The 14573-nt window shown below is 69.6% G+C and carries 14 protein-coding genes and 1 riboswitch; of the genes, 12 read left to right on the forward strand and 2 right to left on the reverse strand.

The features are described 5' to 3' along the window. Positions 1–63: 63 nt before the first annotated feature. Positions 64–414 carry a cell division protein ZapA gene (locus tag QTI05_RS17680; RefSeq protein ID WP_286620007.1) on the reverse strand — a complete coding sequence of 117 codons (351 nt, stop codon included), beginning with the start codon at positions 412–414 and terminating at the stop codon, positions 64–66. Positions 415–423: 9 nt separating this feature from the next. Beyond that, entirely contained in the window at positions 424–639 is a 216-nt protein-coding gene (locus tag QTI05_RS17685; protein ID WP_286543395.1) for a DUF904 domain-containing protein, read from the reverse strand. 41 nt (positions 640–680) lie between these two features. Further along, a riboswitch (cobalamin riboswitch) is annotated at positions 681–936 on the forward strand. A gap of 82 nt (positions 937–1018) precedes the next feature. On the opposite strand from QTI05_RS17685, the gene QTI05_RS17690 reads away from it, so the two are divergent. The 12 genes from QTI05_RS17690 (at position 1019) to cbiB (ending at position 14573) form a co-directional block, all read left to right on the forward strand. Continuing rightward, complete coding sequence (locus QTI05_RS17690; RefSeq protein ID WP_286620008.1) at positions 1019–2896, forward strand: TonB-dependent receptor domain-containing protein; 1878 nt, start codon at positions 1019–1021, stop codon at positions 2894–2896. After that, a complete protein-coding gene (locus QTI05_RS17695) occupies positions 2878–4230 on the forward strand; it encodes a cobyrinic acid a,c-diamide synthase CobB (protein WP_286620009.1) in 1353 nt (450 codons plus the stop codon). Before QTI05_RS17690 ends, QTI05_RS17695 begins: the two co-directional genes overlap by 19 nt. Further along, on the forward strand, positions 4223–4786 hold the full coding sequence (gene cobU, locus QTI05_RS17700) for a bifunctional adenosylcobinamide kinase/adenosylcobinamide-phosphate guanylyltransferase (RefSeq protein ID WP_286620011.1): 564 nt from the start codon (positions 4223–4225) through the stop codon (positions 4784–4786). Before QTI05_RS17695 ends, cobU begins: the two co-directional genes overlap by 8 nt. After that, positions 4783–5637 carry an ABC transporter substrate-binding protein gene (locus QTI05_RS17705; protein WP_286620013.1) on the forward strand — a complete coding sequence of 285 codons (855 nt, stop codon included), beginning with the start codon at positions 4783–4785 and terminating at the stop codon, positions 5635–5637. Before cobU ends, QTI05_RS17705 begins: the two co-directional genes overlap by 4 nt. Next, a complete protein-coding gene (locus QTI05_RS17710; protein ID WP_286620015.1) occupies positions 5634–6641 on the forward strand; it encodes a FecCD family ABC transporter permease in 1008 nt (335 codons plus the stop codon). The genes QTI05_RS17705 and QTI05_RS17710 overlap by 4 nt, the downstream gene beginning before the upstream one ends. Then, positions 6638–7405, forward strand: coding sequence for an ABC transporter ATP-binding protein (locus tag QTI05_RS17715; RefSeq protein WP_286620017.1), 768 nt, complete (start codon positions 6638–6640; stop codon positions 7403–7405). The genes QTI05_RS17710 and QTI05_RS17715 overlap by 4 nt, the downstream gene beginning before the upstream one ends. A gap of 12 nt (positions 7406–7417) precedes the next feature. After that, positions 7418–7987 carry a cob(I)yrinic acid a,c-diamide adenosyltransferase gene (cobO, locus tag QTI05_RS17720; RefSeq protein ID WP_286620020.1) on the forward strand — a complete coding sequence of 190 codons (570 nt, stop codon included), beginning with the start codon at positions 7418–7420 and terminating at the stop codon, positions 7985–7987. Positions 7988–8094: 107 nt separating this feature from the next. Continuing rightward, a complete protein-coding gene (gene bluB, locus QTI05_RS17725; protein ID WP_444812932.1) occupies positions 8095–8799 on the forward strand; it encodes a 5,6-dimethylbenzimidazole synthase in 705 nt (234 codons plus the stop codon). Continuing rightward, complete coding sequence (locus QTI05_RS17730; protein ID WP_286620022.1) at positions 8799–9272, forward strand: MotA/TolQ/ExbB proton channel family protein; 474 nt, start codon at positions 8799–8801, stop codon at positions 9270–9272. Before bluB ends, QTI05_RS17730 begins: the two co-directional genes overlap by 1 nt. Then, positions 9269–9622, forward strand: a complete 354-nt coding sequence (locus tag QTI05_RS17735; protein ID WP_286543420.1) for a DUF2149 domain-containing protein — start codon at positions 9269–9271, stop codon at positions 9620–9622. Before QTI05_RS17730 ends, QTI05_RS17735 begins: the two co-directional genes overlap by 4 nt. Continuing rightward, positions 9619–13632, forward strand: a complete 4014-nt coding sequence (gene cobN / locus QTI05_RS17740; protein WP_286620024.1) for a cobaltochelatase subunit CobN — start codon at positions 9619–9621, stop codon at positions 13630–13632. Before QTI05_RS17735 ends, cobN begins: the two co-directional genes overlap by 4 nt. A gap of 2 nt (positions 13633–13634) precedes the next feature. Then, positions 13635–14573 (forward strand): adenosylcobinamide-phosphate synthase CbiB, encoded by a 939-nt coding sequence (gene cbiB / locus QTI05_RS17745; RefSeq protein WP_444812933.1) that lies wholly within the window; start codon positions 13635–13637, stop codon positions 14571–14573.

Genomic DNA, 14573 nt, shown 5'->3' on the forward strand with positions numbered 1-14573 from the left:
AGCCCGACACGCACTGCAGACAGGTCGGATTTTACGCCGGCAACGTGCCGCGGATGCCGGTGATCAGAGCAAATGTCCGTCGCCGGCGAGGGCGCTGTCGAGTCGGTGCAGCAATTGCGACAAACGTGGGTCGTTCGCGTCGGAATCGCTTGACACGGCCACCGCCGCGGGTATTGCAACCGGTGCCGCTGCCACCACGGCAGCGGGCGCCGCTTCGGCCTGCACCAGATCGAACGCCAGATTCAGCGAGGCCAGCACCGCGATGCGGTCGCGTGCCTTCACCTTGCCGGCGTCGCGGATCTTGCACATGGCGGCATCGACCCGCTCGACTGCGCTGCGCAATTGGGTTTCTCCGCCTTCGGGGCAGCCGAGCAGGTAGCTCTGGCCCATGATCTGAACTTCGATCTGCTTCATCGTCTGGATTTATTCGGTGGCGGGTGGTTCGGCCGGCAGCCGCTCGAGCATCGCGTCGATGCGCGTGCGCGCCGCCGCGAGCCGCGACTTCAGCGCGTCACGCTCGCGCGTGAGCGCATCGACCTGTTCCTGCAACAGCGCATTGGTGCGTTGCACCTCTTCGTGGCGCACGAGCAGACGTTCCACTCGCTCGGCGATCTGGTCGATGGGGCTGGGGGCGGACATGGTGGGCGATTGTAGGTTCCCCTGCTTTCAAACACTTTCAAATTAGAATCGAACCCGTTGGTGCTCGCGCCGCGGTTCACGCGGCACAGTTCAACGGGAAGCAGGAGTCGAGGCCCCCAACAAGGCCGAAGCCACCTGCGCTGCCCCCGCAACGGTCAAGCAGACGGCGCCCGAAGCTCACGCTTTCGGCGCCACTTTCATCCCATCAAGCCACTGGGCGCCCTGAAACAGGTGCCTGGGAAGGCGGATGAAAGCAGGACTGCCAGCCCGGATACCGGCCAACGAGGCGGCTGCCGCATGCGTCAAGCACGAGGCAGCCATGACGCCCAAACACCGGCGGGGAGGCCGGTGACGGGCATTGCTGATCCGGTCCCTTGTCATGAAAACCAGCGCTCCATTCCTGGCTGCCCTGCTGCAGTTGCCCCTCGTCGCCTTCGCGCAGACATCCGCCACCCTCGACGAAATCGTCGTGACCGCCAACCGCACCCCGCAGCCGTTGTCCGAACTGGTCGGCGACATGTCCGTCATCGAACGCGACACCATCGAGCGCGCCGGCGCGGTCGGCGTGGCCGACCTGCTCGCGCGCCTGCCCGGCATCGAGATCTCGCGCAACGGCGGCGCGGGCAGCAACACCAGCGTGTTCATCCGCGGCGCCGAGACGCGCTTCACCGCCGTCTACATCGACGGCGTGCGGGTCGATTCGCAGTCGACCGGTGGTGCCACCTGGGAAAGCATCCCGCTCGCGCAGATCGAACGCATCGAAGTGCTGCGCGGCCCGGCCGCGGCGGTGTACGGATCCGATGCCATCGGCGGCGTGATCCAGCTCTTCACCCGCCGCGGCGAAGGACGCCCGCTGCCTTACGTCGGCGTCGGCTTCGGCAGCTACGGGCTGCGCCGCTCCGAAGCGGGCATCAGCGGTGCCGCAGGCGCCTTCGACTATTCGCTCGGCGTCGCCCACGAGGAAAACAAGGGCTTCAACATCCAGCCCTGGAACAAGCGAACGGTGAGCAGGGACGGCTACACCAACCCCGACCGCGATGGCTACCGTACCGACTCGGCCAACGTGCGCCTGGGCTACCAGATCACGCCCGACCAGCGCGTCGAGGCGACGGTGCTCTACAACGACCAGCAGGCGCGCTACGACTCGACGTCGCGCACCCTGCCACGGCCGCCGCGAACCTTCTTTCCGGACGACATCGGCTACCAGCGCCTGCGCACGGCAGGGCTGGCATGGACCGCCAAGTGGAACGAGGTCTACAGCACGCGCGTGCAGATCACCGACTCCGTCAACGCCTACGAGACCGAGCCGTCGTACTACGCCACGCGGACCCACCTGCGCGGTTATTTGCTGCAGAACGAGTTCCGCTTCGGCCCGCACCTCGTGACCGCCACGCTGGAGCGCCGCGAGGACGGCCTGACCAACCCGCCTGCCACTTCCACCGCCACGTTGCTCAAGCGTGACCGTTCGCAGGATGCGCTGTCGCTTGGCTACGGTTTCGTGCAAGGCCCGCATTCGCTGCAGCTGAACGTGCGCCGCGACGACGACAGCGAGTTCGGCGGCAAGACCACCGGCAGCGCAGCCTACGGCTTCGCCATCACCCCGCAGTGGCGTGCCACCGCCTCGGTGGGCTCCGCGTTCCGCGTGCCAACGCTCTACCAGCGCTTCAGCGAATATGGCCTGGCGAGCCTGCAGCCCGAATCGAGCCGCAACGCCGAGGTCGGCCTGCGCTACACCGACGGCCCCACCAGCGCCGGCATCGTGCTCTACCGCAACCGGGTGAACAACCTGATCACCTTCGACAGCAACGCGCGCGGCTGCGCATCGGCCTTTGGCTGCTACCGCAACACGGCGCGTGCCGAGTACGAGGGCGTGACGCTGTCGGCCGGCCACCGCATCGGCGACGTCACCCTGCGCGCCTCGCTCGACTTCCAGGATCCGCGCGACCTCGGCACCGACAAGCAGCTCGCGCGCCGTGCCCGCAAGCACGCGACCCTCGGCGCCGACTGGCGCGTGGCCGGCTGGACCCTGGGCGCCGAAGTGCAGACCTCGGCCAGCCGCTTCGACGATGCGGCCAACACCGTGCGGCTCGGCGGCTACACGCTGCTCAACCTGTCGGCGAGCACGCAGATCACACCGTCGCTCAGCCTGCTGGTGCGCATCGACAACGTGGGCGACAAGGACTACACGCTGGCGCGCGGCTACGCCACGGCCGGCCGCAGCGGCTACGTGGGCCTCAAGTGGACGCCGTCGCTGTAACCACCGCCGCCGTCCTGGTGGCGGCGCCGGCCTCGGGCCAGGGCAAGACCACCGTGGCGGCCGCGCTTGCGCGGCTGCATGCGCGGCAGGGCCGCACGGTGCGCGCCTTCAAGTGCGGGCCGGACTTTCTCGATCCGCACTGGCTTGCGCTCGCCACCGGCGCGCCGGTGCATTCGCTCGATCTCTGGATGACGGGCGAGGCCGATTGCCGGCGACGCCTGCACGCGGCGGCGGCCACGGCCGACCTCGTGATCGTCGAGGGCGTGATGGGCCTGTTCGACGGCGATCCGAGCGCGGCCGACCTGGCCGAGCGCTTCGGCCTGCCGGTGCTGGCCGTGATCGACGCGCAGGCCATGGCCGGCACTTTCGGCGCGCTGGCCTTCGGGCTGCAGAACTTTCGCCCCGGCCTGCCGTGGGCCGGCGTGCTGGCCAACCGCGTGGGCAGCGACCGCCATGCCGGCATGCTGCAGGACGCGCTGCGCGAGCCCGACCAGTGGCTCGGCGCCTTGCAGCGCGGACCCGGTTTCGCGTTGCCGGAGCGGCATCTGGGGCTGGTCGACAGCGGCGAGCTCGGCGATGCGATGCAGCGGCTCGATGCCGCCGCCGACGCGCTGGCGGCGACGCCGCTTGGGCAGCGGACGATCGCGCAGTTGCCGCAGGTGCATTTCGCGGCAGGACCGACCGCCGCCGCGATCAAGCCGTTGCTGGCCGGCCGAACCATCGCCATCGCGCGCGACGCGGCCTTCTCGTTCATCTACCCGGCCAATCTCGACACGCTGCGCCTGCTGGGCGCACGGCTCGTGTTCTTCTCGCCGCTGGCCGGCGACGCCTTGCCGGCGTGCGACGCCGTGTGGCTGCCCGGGGGCTACCCCGAGCTGCACGCCGCGACGCTCGCCAACCGCGACGACATGCGTGATGCCCTCGGCGCGCATGCGGCCGCAGGCAAGCCGGTCTGGGCCGAGTGCGGCGGCATGATGGCGCTGTTCGATGAACTGGTCACGAAAGACGGCGAGGTGCAGCCGATGTGGAGCCTGTTGCCCGGCCGGGTGACCATGCAGAAGCGGCTGGCGGGCCTGGGACCGCAGCAGCTCGCCATTGCGGGCGATGCCTTGCGCGGCCACACCTTCCACTACTCGACCTGCGACACGCCGCTGGCGCCGGCGGGCCGCACGGCCAGGCCGGGCGTCGATGCGGCCGTGGGCGCACGGGCCGGCGAGGCTTTCTACGTGCACGGCTCGGTGCGTGCCAGCTACTTCCACGCGTGGTTCGCGTCGAACCCCGAGGCGACCGCGCACCTGTTCGACCGGCATCCCATCGAGGTGGCGCATGGCTGAACGCGAATTCGTCCTCGGCGGCCAGAAGAGCGGCAAGTCGCGCCACGCGGAGCAGCGTGCGGCCGACTGGCTGGCTCGGTCGCCGCAGCACCGCGCGGTGCTGATCGCGACCGCGCAGCCCTGGGACGACGAGATGCGCGAACGCATCGCGCGCCACCGGGCGGATCGTGCCGAACGCGTGCCAGGCCTTGCGACCGTGGAGGAGCCGATCGCGCTGGCCGAAGCCATCGCCGCACATGACAATCCCGACACACTGGTCATCGTGGACTGCCTCACGCTCTGGCTCACCAACCTGCTGATGCCGGCGGATACCGATGCCGCTCGACCGGCATCGTCGTCTGCACAGGCGGCGATGCTGTCGATCGCCATCCGCGAGCGGCGCGGGCCCCTCGTGCTGGTCGGCAACGAGATCGGCCTCGGCGTGATCCCGATGGGGCGCGAGGTGCGTGCTTTCGTCGACGCCCTCGGTCGGCTCAACCAGGAGGTGGCCGCCGCGTGCGATCGCGTCACGTTGATGGCGGCGGGCCTGCCACTCACATTGAAGGCGCCTTCATGAAGAACCTGCTGGCGGCCCTGCTGCTGACGACATGCCTTGCCGCTGCCCACGCCTACGACGTCGTCGATGAGCGCGGCGTGGCCGTGAGCCTGCCGCAGCCGCCGCAGCGCATCGTTACCCTGCTGCCGTCGCTCACCGAATCGGTCTGCGAGCTGGGCGCGTGCGAGCGGCTGGTCGGCACCGACCGCTATTCGAACTGGCCGGATTCGGTGAAGGCGCTGCCCAAGGTCGGTGGCGGGATCGACCCGAACGTGGAGGCCATCGTCGCGCTCAAGCCCGACGTGGTGCTGCTCGCCAAGTCGTCGCGCGTCACCGAACGGCTGGAGCAGCTCGGCATGAAGGTGCTGGTGCTCGAGCCGAAGAGCCATGCCGACGTGCGGCGCGTGCTCGACAAGCTCGGCCAGGTGCTGGCGGTCGACGATGCGCAGCGCGTGTGGCGCGTGATCAATGCCAGCGTGTCGGCCGCGGCGCAGTCGCTGCCGGCCAGCGTGAAAGACACGCGCGTCTACTTCGAGGTGAACAGCGGACCCTATGCCGCCGGCGAGTCGTCCTTCATCGGCGAAACGCTCACGCGGCTCGGCGTGAAGAACATCGTCCCGACCGCGCTCGGGCCATTCCCCAAGATCAACCCCGAGTACGTGGTGCGCGCCAACCCCGACCTCATCATGGTCAGCGAGCGCAGCGCGCAGGGCATGGAGCAGCGGCCCGGCTGGGCCACCATCCGCGCGGTGCGCAATGCCCGCATCTGCCGCTTCAAGGCCGCCGAGTCCGATGTGCTGGTGCGGCCCGGGCCGCGCATGGGCGAAGCCGCGCGCCTCATGGCGAAGTGTCTCCAGGAAAAAGCCGCATGAATAGCCAGAGGCGTCGCGCGTGGGGAATCGGCTTCGCGCTGCTGCTGCTGGCCGTGGCGCTGATGGCGCTCGGCGCGGGCGTCGGCAGCACCGGTTTCGAAAGTGTGCTGGCCGCGCGGCACGACCCGGTGGCGTTGCAGATCGTCCGGGACATCCGCCTGCCGCGCACGCTGGGCGCCTGGCTGGCGGGGGCCTTGCTCGGGCTCGCGGGGGCGGTGGCACAGGGGCTGTTTCGCAACCCGCTGGCCGACCCGTACCTGCTGGGCAGCGCCTCGGGCGCCTCCCTCGGCGTGGCGGTGGCGCTGATGCTGTTCGGCGCGTCGCCCGGCACCACGCAGTGGGTCACACGGCTCGGCCTCACCGGCGCGGCCTTCCTGGGGGCGGTGGTCGCGGTGCTGCTCACGCTGCTGCTCGCGCGCGGCGTTCAGCAGACGCTGCGGCTGCTGCTGGCCGGAGTGATCGTCGGCGTGGTGCTGGGCGCGATGAAAGACCTCATCACCATCGCCTCGGCCGACGTGCTGCAGGCAATCCAGGGCTTCATGCTCGGCAGCACCGGGCTGGTTGGCTGGAGCGGCTGCGGCGTGATGGCGGCGTTGGGCGCGGTGTGCCTGTTTCTGGGCTGGGCGCTGGCGCCGGTGCTCGACGGCCTGGCGCTGGGCGAGGCGACCGCGAAGAGCCTGGGCCTGCCGCTGGGTGCCATGCGTGCCGCGCTGGTCGCGGTGCTGGCGCTTGCGACCGGCACGGCCGTGGCGCAGACCGGCCTCATCGCCTTTGTCGGCCTGGCTGCACCACACCTGGTGCGCTCGATGGTCAAGTCCACGCATGCCTGGCTCATCGTGCTGTCGGCGCAGATGGGCGGGCTGCTGTTGATGGCGGCCGATCTCGGAGCGCGCTGGCTGATCGCGCCACAGGAACTGCCGGTCGGCGTGCTGACCGCGGTGCTGGGTGGCAGCTATCTGTTGTGGCTCATGCACCGGCGCAGCACACGGGGGACGGGGCCGTGACGGCCATCGTCGCGCGCGGCGTTGCTGCCAGGCTGGGCGTGGCCGAGGTGCTGCACGGCATCGACCTGTCGATCGCCACGGGGCGCTGGACCAGCATCGTCGGCCCGAACGGTGCCGGCAAGTCGACCTTGCTCAAGGTGCTGGCCGGTCTGCTGCCGCACCGCGGCGAGGTGCTGCTGTTCGGCGACGCGCTCGGCCGCCTGCCGGGCCGTGTGCGTGCGCAGCGACTGTCGTGGCTCGGCCAGGGCGGTGCGGGCGAGGGCAGTGCGGACGACCTGATGGTGTATGACGTCGCGATGCTGGGTCGCCTGCCGCACCAGCGCTGGCTGGCGGCGCCGAGCGAGGCCGACCGCGCGGCCGTCGAGCGCGCGTTGCGCAGCACGCAGGCCTGGGACTGGCGCGATCGCCCGCTGGGCCAGCTCTCGGGCGGCGAACGGCAGCGCGTGCTGCTGGCACGCGCGCTGGCGGTCGAGGCCGACCTGCTGCTGATGGACGAGCCGCTCGCCAACCTCGACCCGCCGCACCAGTCCGACTGGATGTGCACCGTGCGCGCTCTGGTCGCTGCGGGCACCACTGTGGTCAGCGTGCTGCACGAACTGTCGATGGCGCTTGCGGCCGACGAGTTGGTGGTGATGGCCAACGGCCGCGTACTGCACCACGGTGCCTGCGACGACACGGCAACGCATGCCGTACTCGAAAACGTCTTCGATGGCCGCATTCACGTGCACCACGTTGCCGACCAATGGATTGCGCTCCCGCGCTGAGGAAACCTTCAAATGCAAATCGAAACCCCACCTTCCGCCAAACCCTACGAGAAGCCCGAAGGCGAACGCCGCGGCATCGTCATCGTCAACACCGGCGATGGCAAGGGCAAGAGCACCGCGGCCTTCGGCTTGGCGCTGCGTGCGCACGGCCGCGGCAAGGCCGTCAAGATCTACCAGTTCATGAAGGTGCCGAGCGCGCGCTTCGGTGAACACCGCATGTTCGAGCAGATCGGCATTCCGATCGAAGGCCTGGGCGACGGCTTCAGCTGGAAGAGCCAGGATCTCGAACATTCGGCGCAGCTCGCGCGCGACGGATGGCAGAAGGCGAGGGCGGCGATCCTGTCGGGCGAGTTCTTCCTGGTGGTGCTCGACGAGATCACCTACCCGCTGATCTACGGCTGGCTGCCGCTCGACGACGTGCTTGACACGCTGCGCAACCGGCCGAAGGAAGTGCACGTTGCATTGACCGGCCGCCGCTGCCCGCCCGAACTCATCGAGCTGGCCGACACCGTGACCGAGATGACCATGGTCAAGCACGCCTTCAAGGCCGGCATCCCTGCCCAGCGCGGCATCGAGGATTAGATGTTGCCCACCCCCAGGCTTGCCCACTTCGTGTGGCCTCCTACCCCCTTGCAGGGGGCAATACCTGTGGCCCGGCAAAGCCGGTTCCACGGTATTCCTGGAGAAGAATGCAGTCGCTGAACCCCATGGTGGATCATGCTTTTCCCCAGGAAGAGGTGAGGGCGGTGTACCGTGCCATCCACGAGCGGCGCGACATGCGGCACTTCGCGGGCGGCGAGGTCGCGCCCGAGGTGCTGCGCCGGCTGCTCGAAGCGGCGCACCACGCGCCCAGCGTCGGCTTCATGCAGCCGTGGCGCTTCATCCGCATCCGCGACGCCGCATTGCGCCGGCAATTGCATGACGTGGTCGAGCGCGAACGCGTGCTGACGGCTTGCGCCCTCGGCGAGCGCGAAGACGAGTTCATGCGCCTCAAGGTGCAGGGCCTGCTCGATGCGGCCGAGCTGCTGGCCGTGTCGCTCGCCGATGACCGTGACAAGCACGTGTTTGGCCGCCGCACGCTGCCGCAGATGGACCTGGCCTCGGCCTCCTGCGCCATCCAGAACCTTTGGCTCGCTTCGCGCGCCGAAGGGCTGGGCATGGGCTGGGTCTCGCTGTTCGATCCGGCCGAGGTGAGCGCCTTGCTGGGCCTGCCCGAGGGCGCGGAGCCGATCGCGCTGCTGTGCCTGGGCCCGGTGCACGATTTCTACGAAGAGCCGATGCTCCAGCGCGAACGCTGGGCCCGGCGCGAGCCGCTGTCGGCGCTGGTGTTCGACGAGTGCTGGGGCCGGCCGTCGGACCTGTTTCCAACCCCGTCCTTTGTGGAGCCCGCCTGATGCTGGCCTTCGATACCGTGCTGTTCGAGCTGGCGCGCCTGTTCCTCTGGCCCGTGACGCTTGGCGTGCTGCTGTCTTTTGGCTACGCGGTGTATTGCCTTGGCGCCTTTGGCATCGAGTACCTGCAGCGGCGCCGTGACCCGCTGCGCGCACTGGTGCTGCAGGGCCATGCCGATGCCAGCCAGGAGCAGATGGAACTGGTGGTGCTCAAGCAGCTCGAAGGCGTGCGCCTGTGCAGCCGCGTGGCGCCGATGCTCGGGCTGATCGCCACTATGATTCCGATGGGGCCGGCGCTGGTGGCCGTCGCATCGGGCGAATCGCAAGGCGTGGCGCAGAGCCTCGCACCCGCGTTCGCCGCCGTGATCGTCGCGCTGGCCTCGGCCTCGATCACCTTCGTGGTCTATACCGTGCGCCGCCGCTGGCTGATGCGCGAGCTGGTGGTGGTGCTCGACGCGCGAGACCGGTTGTCATGAGCCGTCGTCAGTTCTCGATCCTGAGCAGTCTCGACAGCGATGACGACGATCCGGTGCTCTCCACCATCAACCTGATCGACGTGTTCATGGTGGTGATTGGCATGCTGATGATCGCGGTCATCAACAACCCGATGAACCCTTTCGCGCAGGACAAGCTGACCATCATCCGCAACGAAGGCCAGCCGAACATGGAGATCATCACGCGCGAAGGCCGGAAGATCACGCGCTTCAAGGCCAGCGGCGCGACGGGGCAGGGCGACGGCGAGAAGGCCGGCACCGCGTGGCGGCTGAAGGACGGCACGATGGTCTATGTGCCGGCGGATGCGGTTCCGGCGCAGGGTGGGAAGTGAGGCGGTTCTTTATCTGGCTCCTGCTCGTGGGGCTCGGGCTTTGCGCGCAGGCCCAGCCGAACGCGCCTTCGCGCATCGTCGTCCTGAGTACATCGCTGGTGTCGCCCGCGCGCGTCGTGCGGCTGCAGGATGCGGCGCGCGAGGCAGGTCTGCCGCTTCAGGTGGTATCGACTGCGAAGGACTCGCCCGAAGCGCTGGCCGCCGCGCTCGACGGCGCACGGCTTCTGGTGATCGATGCCCCGCACATCAGCGTTGCACAGGCGGCCTCGGCGCGCTTCGGCGACGTGATCGCACGAAGCACTGCGCCTTATGCGCTGATCGGCGAATTCGCCCTCGTGGCCAAGGGGCAGGCTTCCGGCGCGCCGCCGCTCGCCGCCGAACGCGGCGTCGACGCGGCCTGGGCGCAGCGGCTGCGCGAGTACTGGCGGTTTGCGGGCACCGCCAACCTCGGTGCGGCGATGAAGGCACTGGCGCGAGTCGGTGATCTGAATGGATTGCCGGCGCCCGTGCCTTTGCCGCTCGCGGGCCTCTATCGCCCGGGCTGGCCGCGCATCGAGACCGACATCGCGGCGCTCGACCGCCTGCCAGGTACTGCTGGAACCGTCGCCATCGCCATCAACAGCGCCACCGTGACCGGCGACGACACCAGCTGGCTCGACCGGCTCATTGCCACACTTGAACAGCGCGGCCTGCGCGCCTATGCCTTTTACGGCCCGCGCCAGCAGAACGACCTGTTCTTTCGCATGACCCACGCTGCGAGTGCGGATGAACGGCGTGTTGCCGACCTGATCGTCAACGCCTCGCTGGTCTTCGGCCCGAACGAGCGCAAGGCCGAGCTCGAACGCATCGGCGTTCCTGTGCTTCAGACCTTGCCCTCGCTCGCCATGGACGCCACGCAGTGGGCGCAGAGCAAGGATGGCCTGGCGCAGACCGACATCGCGTCGTACTACAGCCCGAGCGAACTGGCCGGCATGACCGACCCGATACTGGTCAGCGCCCGCGATGCCGCGACCGGCACGCTGCAGCCGCTGCCCGCGCAGATCGATGCGGTGGCCGGCAAGGCGGCCGCGCTGCTGCGGCTGCAACGCGCGCCGGCCGCGGACCGCCGCGTCGCGATGCTGGTCTACAACTACCCGCCGGGCGAGGCCAACTTCGGCGCTTCCTTTCTCAATGTGCCGCGCAGCGTGAGCAACATGCTCGCGGCGATGCAGTCGGCCGGCTACGGTACCGAGGTACCCGGCGCGGACGCGCTCATCGCGCAGGTGCAGGCCACGATGAAGGCCTACTACCCGGTCGATGGCGCCGATGCGCTGCAACCGCTGCTCGACAAGGGGCTGGCCGATTCGCTGCCGCTGTCGCGCTACGTCACATGGTTTCGTGCACTGCCCGCCGAGACGCAGCGCCGCATCGAAACCTACTGGGGGCCGCCGGAGAAATCGACCATGCTGCGGCCGATCGCGGGTGAGCAAGCCTTCGTCATCCCGCGCGTGCAGTTCGGCAACGTCGTCGTGCTGCGCCAGCCGCCGCGCTTCGAGCCCGGCACGCAGGTGGCGGGCAAGGCCGAGCAGGTCTACCACCGCTCGGCCATCCCGCTGAGCCACGGCTACCTTGCCACCTACCTCTGGTTGCGCACGCAGTTCGGTGCGAGCGCGGTCGTGCATGTGGGCACGCACGGCACGGTCGAATGGTCGGCGGGCAAGGAGCGCGGGCTGTCGGTGCAAGACGATCCGCTGCTCGCGCTCGGCGACCTGCCCAACGTCTATCCGTACATCATGGACAACCTCGGCGAGGCCACCACCGCCAAGCGCCGCGGCCGCGCGACCATGGTGAGCCACTCGACACCGATGTTCGCGCCCGCCGGTTTTCGGCCCGGCGTGCAAGCGATGCACGAGCGCATGCACGACTGGGAGACGCTGTCGCCCGGGCCGGTGAAGGCTGCGATGGAAAGGCAACTGGCCGCGGAGTTCGCCGCGCAGCACTACGACCGCGACCTGCAATGGACGCCCGCGCGGATTCGCGCCGACTTCGCGGGCTTCATCGCGGTGCTGCATCCCTACCTCGACGAACTGGCGCAGACCGCGCAGCCGCTGGGCCTGGCTACTTTCGGGCAGGCGCCCGATGCGGAGCGGCGCCGCATGACGATTCTGCAGATCCTCGGCAAGCCATTGGCCGAGGCACTGGGCGAAGACATCGACGAGGCCTTCCTGATCGATGCGAAGAAGATTGCGGCTTCGCGCCCGGCGCGCTGGGTCGAAGTAGCGATCAAGGATGCCGAAGCCGCGAGCGCCATGGGTGCGGATGCCGCGAAGGCCGAAGCACTGCGAACCATGGCCCTGCGCGCGCAGAAGATCGACGCCACGCTCGTGCACAACGAAGAAATCGAAGGCCTGCTGACCGCGCTCGACGGCCGCTACCTCAAGGCCAGCTACGGCGGCGATCCGGTGCGCAACCCCGACAGCCTGCCCACCGGGCGCAACCTCTACGGCTTCGACCCGAGCCGCGTGCCGACGCGCGCCGCGTGGGAGACAGGTGTTGCGGCGATGGACGCCTGGATCGCCGGGCACGCCAAGGGCCACGCCGGCAAGCCACCCGAAAAGATCGCCTTCACCCTCTGGGCCGGCGAAGCCTCGCGCCACCAAGGCGTGATGGAAAGCCAGGCCTTCTATGCGATGGGCGTGAAGCCGCGCTGGGACGACGCCGGCCGCATCGCCGGCATCGAGGTGCTGCCTGCATCCGCGTTGAAGCGGCCGCGCATCGACGTGCTGATCAGCGTCACGGGCTCGTACCGCGACCAGTTCCCCAATGTGATGCGCTGGCTCGACGAGGCCGTGCAGCAGGTGGCCGCCTTGCCGGAGCCCGGCAACGCCGTCGCGCAGCACAGCGAGACGCTGGCCCGGAAGCTTCGCGCGGAAGGCGCGACGCCGGCCGACGCCAAGCGCTGGTCGACCGCGCGCGTGTTCTCGAACGAGCAAGGCAGCTACGGCGCCGGGCTCGAAGAGGCTGCGCTCGCGAGCGACGTGTGGACTTCGCAGCGCCGTGGCGGCGGCGATGCGCAGATGGCGCAGCTCTACATGGACCGCATGGGCCATGCCTACGGAAAGGGGCTCGACGGCGCCAGCCGCGCCGGCGCTTTTGCAGGCAATCTCGCGCAGGTCGATGCGGCGCTGATGGCGCGCACCTCCAATCTCTACGGCGTGCTCACCAACGACGACCCGTTCCAGTACCTGGGCGGCATCGCGCAGGCCGTGCGGCAGCTCACGGGCAAGAACCCGGCGCTTTACGTGCAGAACTTGCGCGACGGCAGCGCGGTGCGCACCGACACCGCCGCCGGCGCCATCGCGCGCGAGATGCAGACGCGCTACCTCCATCCGCAATGGATCGAGGCGCAGAAGGCCGAGGGCTACAGCGGCACGCTGCAGGTGCTCAAGACCGCGCAGTTCCTCTGGGGCTGGCAGGTGACGGCGCCGCAGGCGGTGCGGCAGGACCAGTGGCAATCGCTGCACGAGGTCTACGTGCGCGACAGGTACAAGCTGGGCACGCGTGCATGGCTCGAGGGCAGCAACCGCGCCGCGTTCGCGCAGACGCTCGAGCGCATGCTCGACGCGATCCGGCTCAACTACTGGCAGCCCGATGGGGCGACCAAGCGCGAGCTGATGCAGGCCTACCAGGAGACGCTGAAGGCGACCGGCCAGCGCGATGGCAACCCGGCGGTACAGCGCTTCGCGGCGGCCCAGGCCGCGCCGACCGTGGCCGGCGCGCCGCCGCGCCCGGTCGCTCAGCGTACCGCGCCGCGCCCGGTGGAGGCGCCCGCGCCAGCAGGCCTCATTGACCCTGCCGATCCGGCAGCCCCGACGCGCGTGCAGGGACTCAGGCTGGAGCCGCAGTCGCCTCGCACGCCCGAAGGAAGCGCGCGACCGTTGGTCGCGAGCCTGGTGGCCTTGCTTGCCGTGCTGTCCCTGCTGCTGGCCGGTGCCTGGCGGCAGGCGCGGCGCGCGTCCACCGCCGCATGACCATGGACGCGACGCTGACCCCGGTGTTGGCCCTTTGGCTCGCGCTCGCGATCGACGCGCTGTTCGGCGAGCCGCCCGCCCGCCTGCATCCCGTGGTGTGGATGGGCCGCTACCTCGGCTGGGCCGGGCGCCATGCCGCCCCACTGATGGGCACCGTTCCCGCTGAAAGATTCAAGCCGTTCATGACCGCAACGCTGGCATGGTGGGCAGGCGCAGCCATCGTCGTGACCGCCGCGTGGGCCGTCGCGACGTGCGCGGCGCAGGTTCACTCGGTTGCTGCCGTGCTGCTCGTCGCGGTCGCCCTCAAGCCCTTGCTGGCCTGGCGCATGCTGCGCGACGAGGTGCTGGCCGTCGAGGCGGCACTGGATGTGTCGCTCGACGCCGGCCGCGCGCAGCTCGCGCGCCTGGTGAGCCGCGACGTGAGCGCGTTGAGCGAATCCGAAGTGCGTGAAAGCGCGATCGAATCGCTGGCCGAAAACCTCAACGATTCCGTCGTCGCCCCCGTGTTCTGGTTCGTGCTGCTCGGCCTGCCCGGTGCTGCCCTCTACCGCTATGCCAACACCGCCGATGCCATGTGGGGCTACCCGGGCGAGCGCAACGGGCGCGACTGGCAATGGGCCGGCAAGTGGGCAGCGCGGGTGGACGATGGCTTGTCGTGGCTGCCGGCACGCATCACGGCGCTGCTGCTCGCACTGGTGGCCTGGCGCTGGCCGCGCGGGCTGCGGCGCGAAGCACGTCGAACCCCGTCGCCCAACAGCGGATGGCCGATGGCGGCCATGGCGCTGCTGCTCGATGTGCGGCTCGGCAAGCCGGGGATGTACGTGCTCAACGCGGCCGGACGAGCGCCTGTGGCCGGAGATGCGCAGCGGGCGGCGACCTGCGCTGCGCGCGTGGTCGGCGTGTTGGCGATCTTCGCTGCTGCGCTCATGCTTGCTTTCTGA

The organism is Variovorax fucosicus (assembly GCF_030316825.1).
GTDB classification, from domain to species: domain Bacteria; phylum Pseudomonadota; class Gammaproteobacteria; order Burkholderiales; family Burkholderiaceae_C; genus Variovorax; species Variovorax fucosicus.

What these genes read in the sequence shown, in the direction of transcription:
- QTI05_RS17690 (WP_286620008.1), top strand. Translation starts at nt 1,019, where the DNA reads ATGAAAACCAGCGCTCCATTCCTGGCTGCCCTGCTGCAGTTGCCCCTC.
- cbiB (WP_444812933.1), top strand. Translation starts at nt 13,635, where the DNA reads ATGGACGCGACGCTGACCCCGGTGTTGGCCCTTTGGCTCGCGCTCGCG.
- bluB (WP_444812932.1), top strand. Translation starts at nt 8,095, where the DNA reads ATGCAGTCGCTGAACCCCATGGTGGATCATGCTTTTCCCCAGGAAGAG.
- QTI05_RS17735 (WP_286543420.1), top strand. Translation starts at nt 9,269, where the DNA reads ATGAGCCGTCGTCAGTTCTCGATCCTGAGCAGTCTCGACAGCGATGAC.
- QTI05_RS17730 (WP_286620022.1), top strand. Translation starts at nt 8,799, where the DNA reads ATGCTGGCCTTCGATACCGTGCTGTTCGAGCTGGCGCGCCTGTTCCTC.
- QTI05_RS17680 (WP_286620007.1), bottom strand. Translation starts at nt 414, where the DNA reads ATGAAGCAGATCGAAGTTCAGATCATGGGCCAGAGCTACCTGCTCGGC.
- cobO (WP_286620020.1), top strand. Translation starts at nt 7,418, where the DNA reads ATGCAAATCGAAACCCCACCTTCCGCCAAACCCTACGAGAAGCCCGAA.
- cobU (WP_286620011.1), top strand. Translation starts at nt 4,223, where the DNA reads ATGGCTGAACGCGAATTCGTCCTCGGCGGCCAGAAGAGCGGCAAGTCG.
- QTI05_RS17710 (WP_286620015.1), top strand. Translation starts at nt 5,634, where the DNA reads ATGAATAGCCAGAGGCGTCGCGCGTGGGGAATCGGCTTCGCGCTGCTG.
- QTI05_RS17705 (WP_286620013.1), top strand. Translation starts at nt 4,783, where the DNA reads ATGAAGAACCTGCTGGCGGCCCTGCTGCTGACGACATGCCTTGCCGCT.
- QTI05_RS17685 (WP_286543395.1), bottom strand. Translation starts at nt 639, where the DNA reads ATGTCCGCCCCCAGCCCCATCGACCAGATCGCCGAGCGAGTGGAACGT.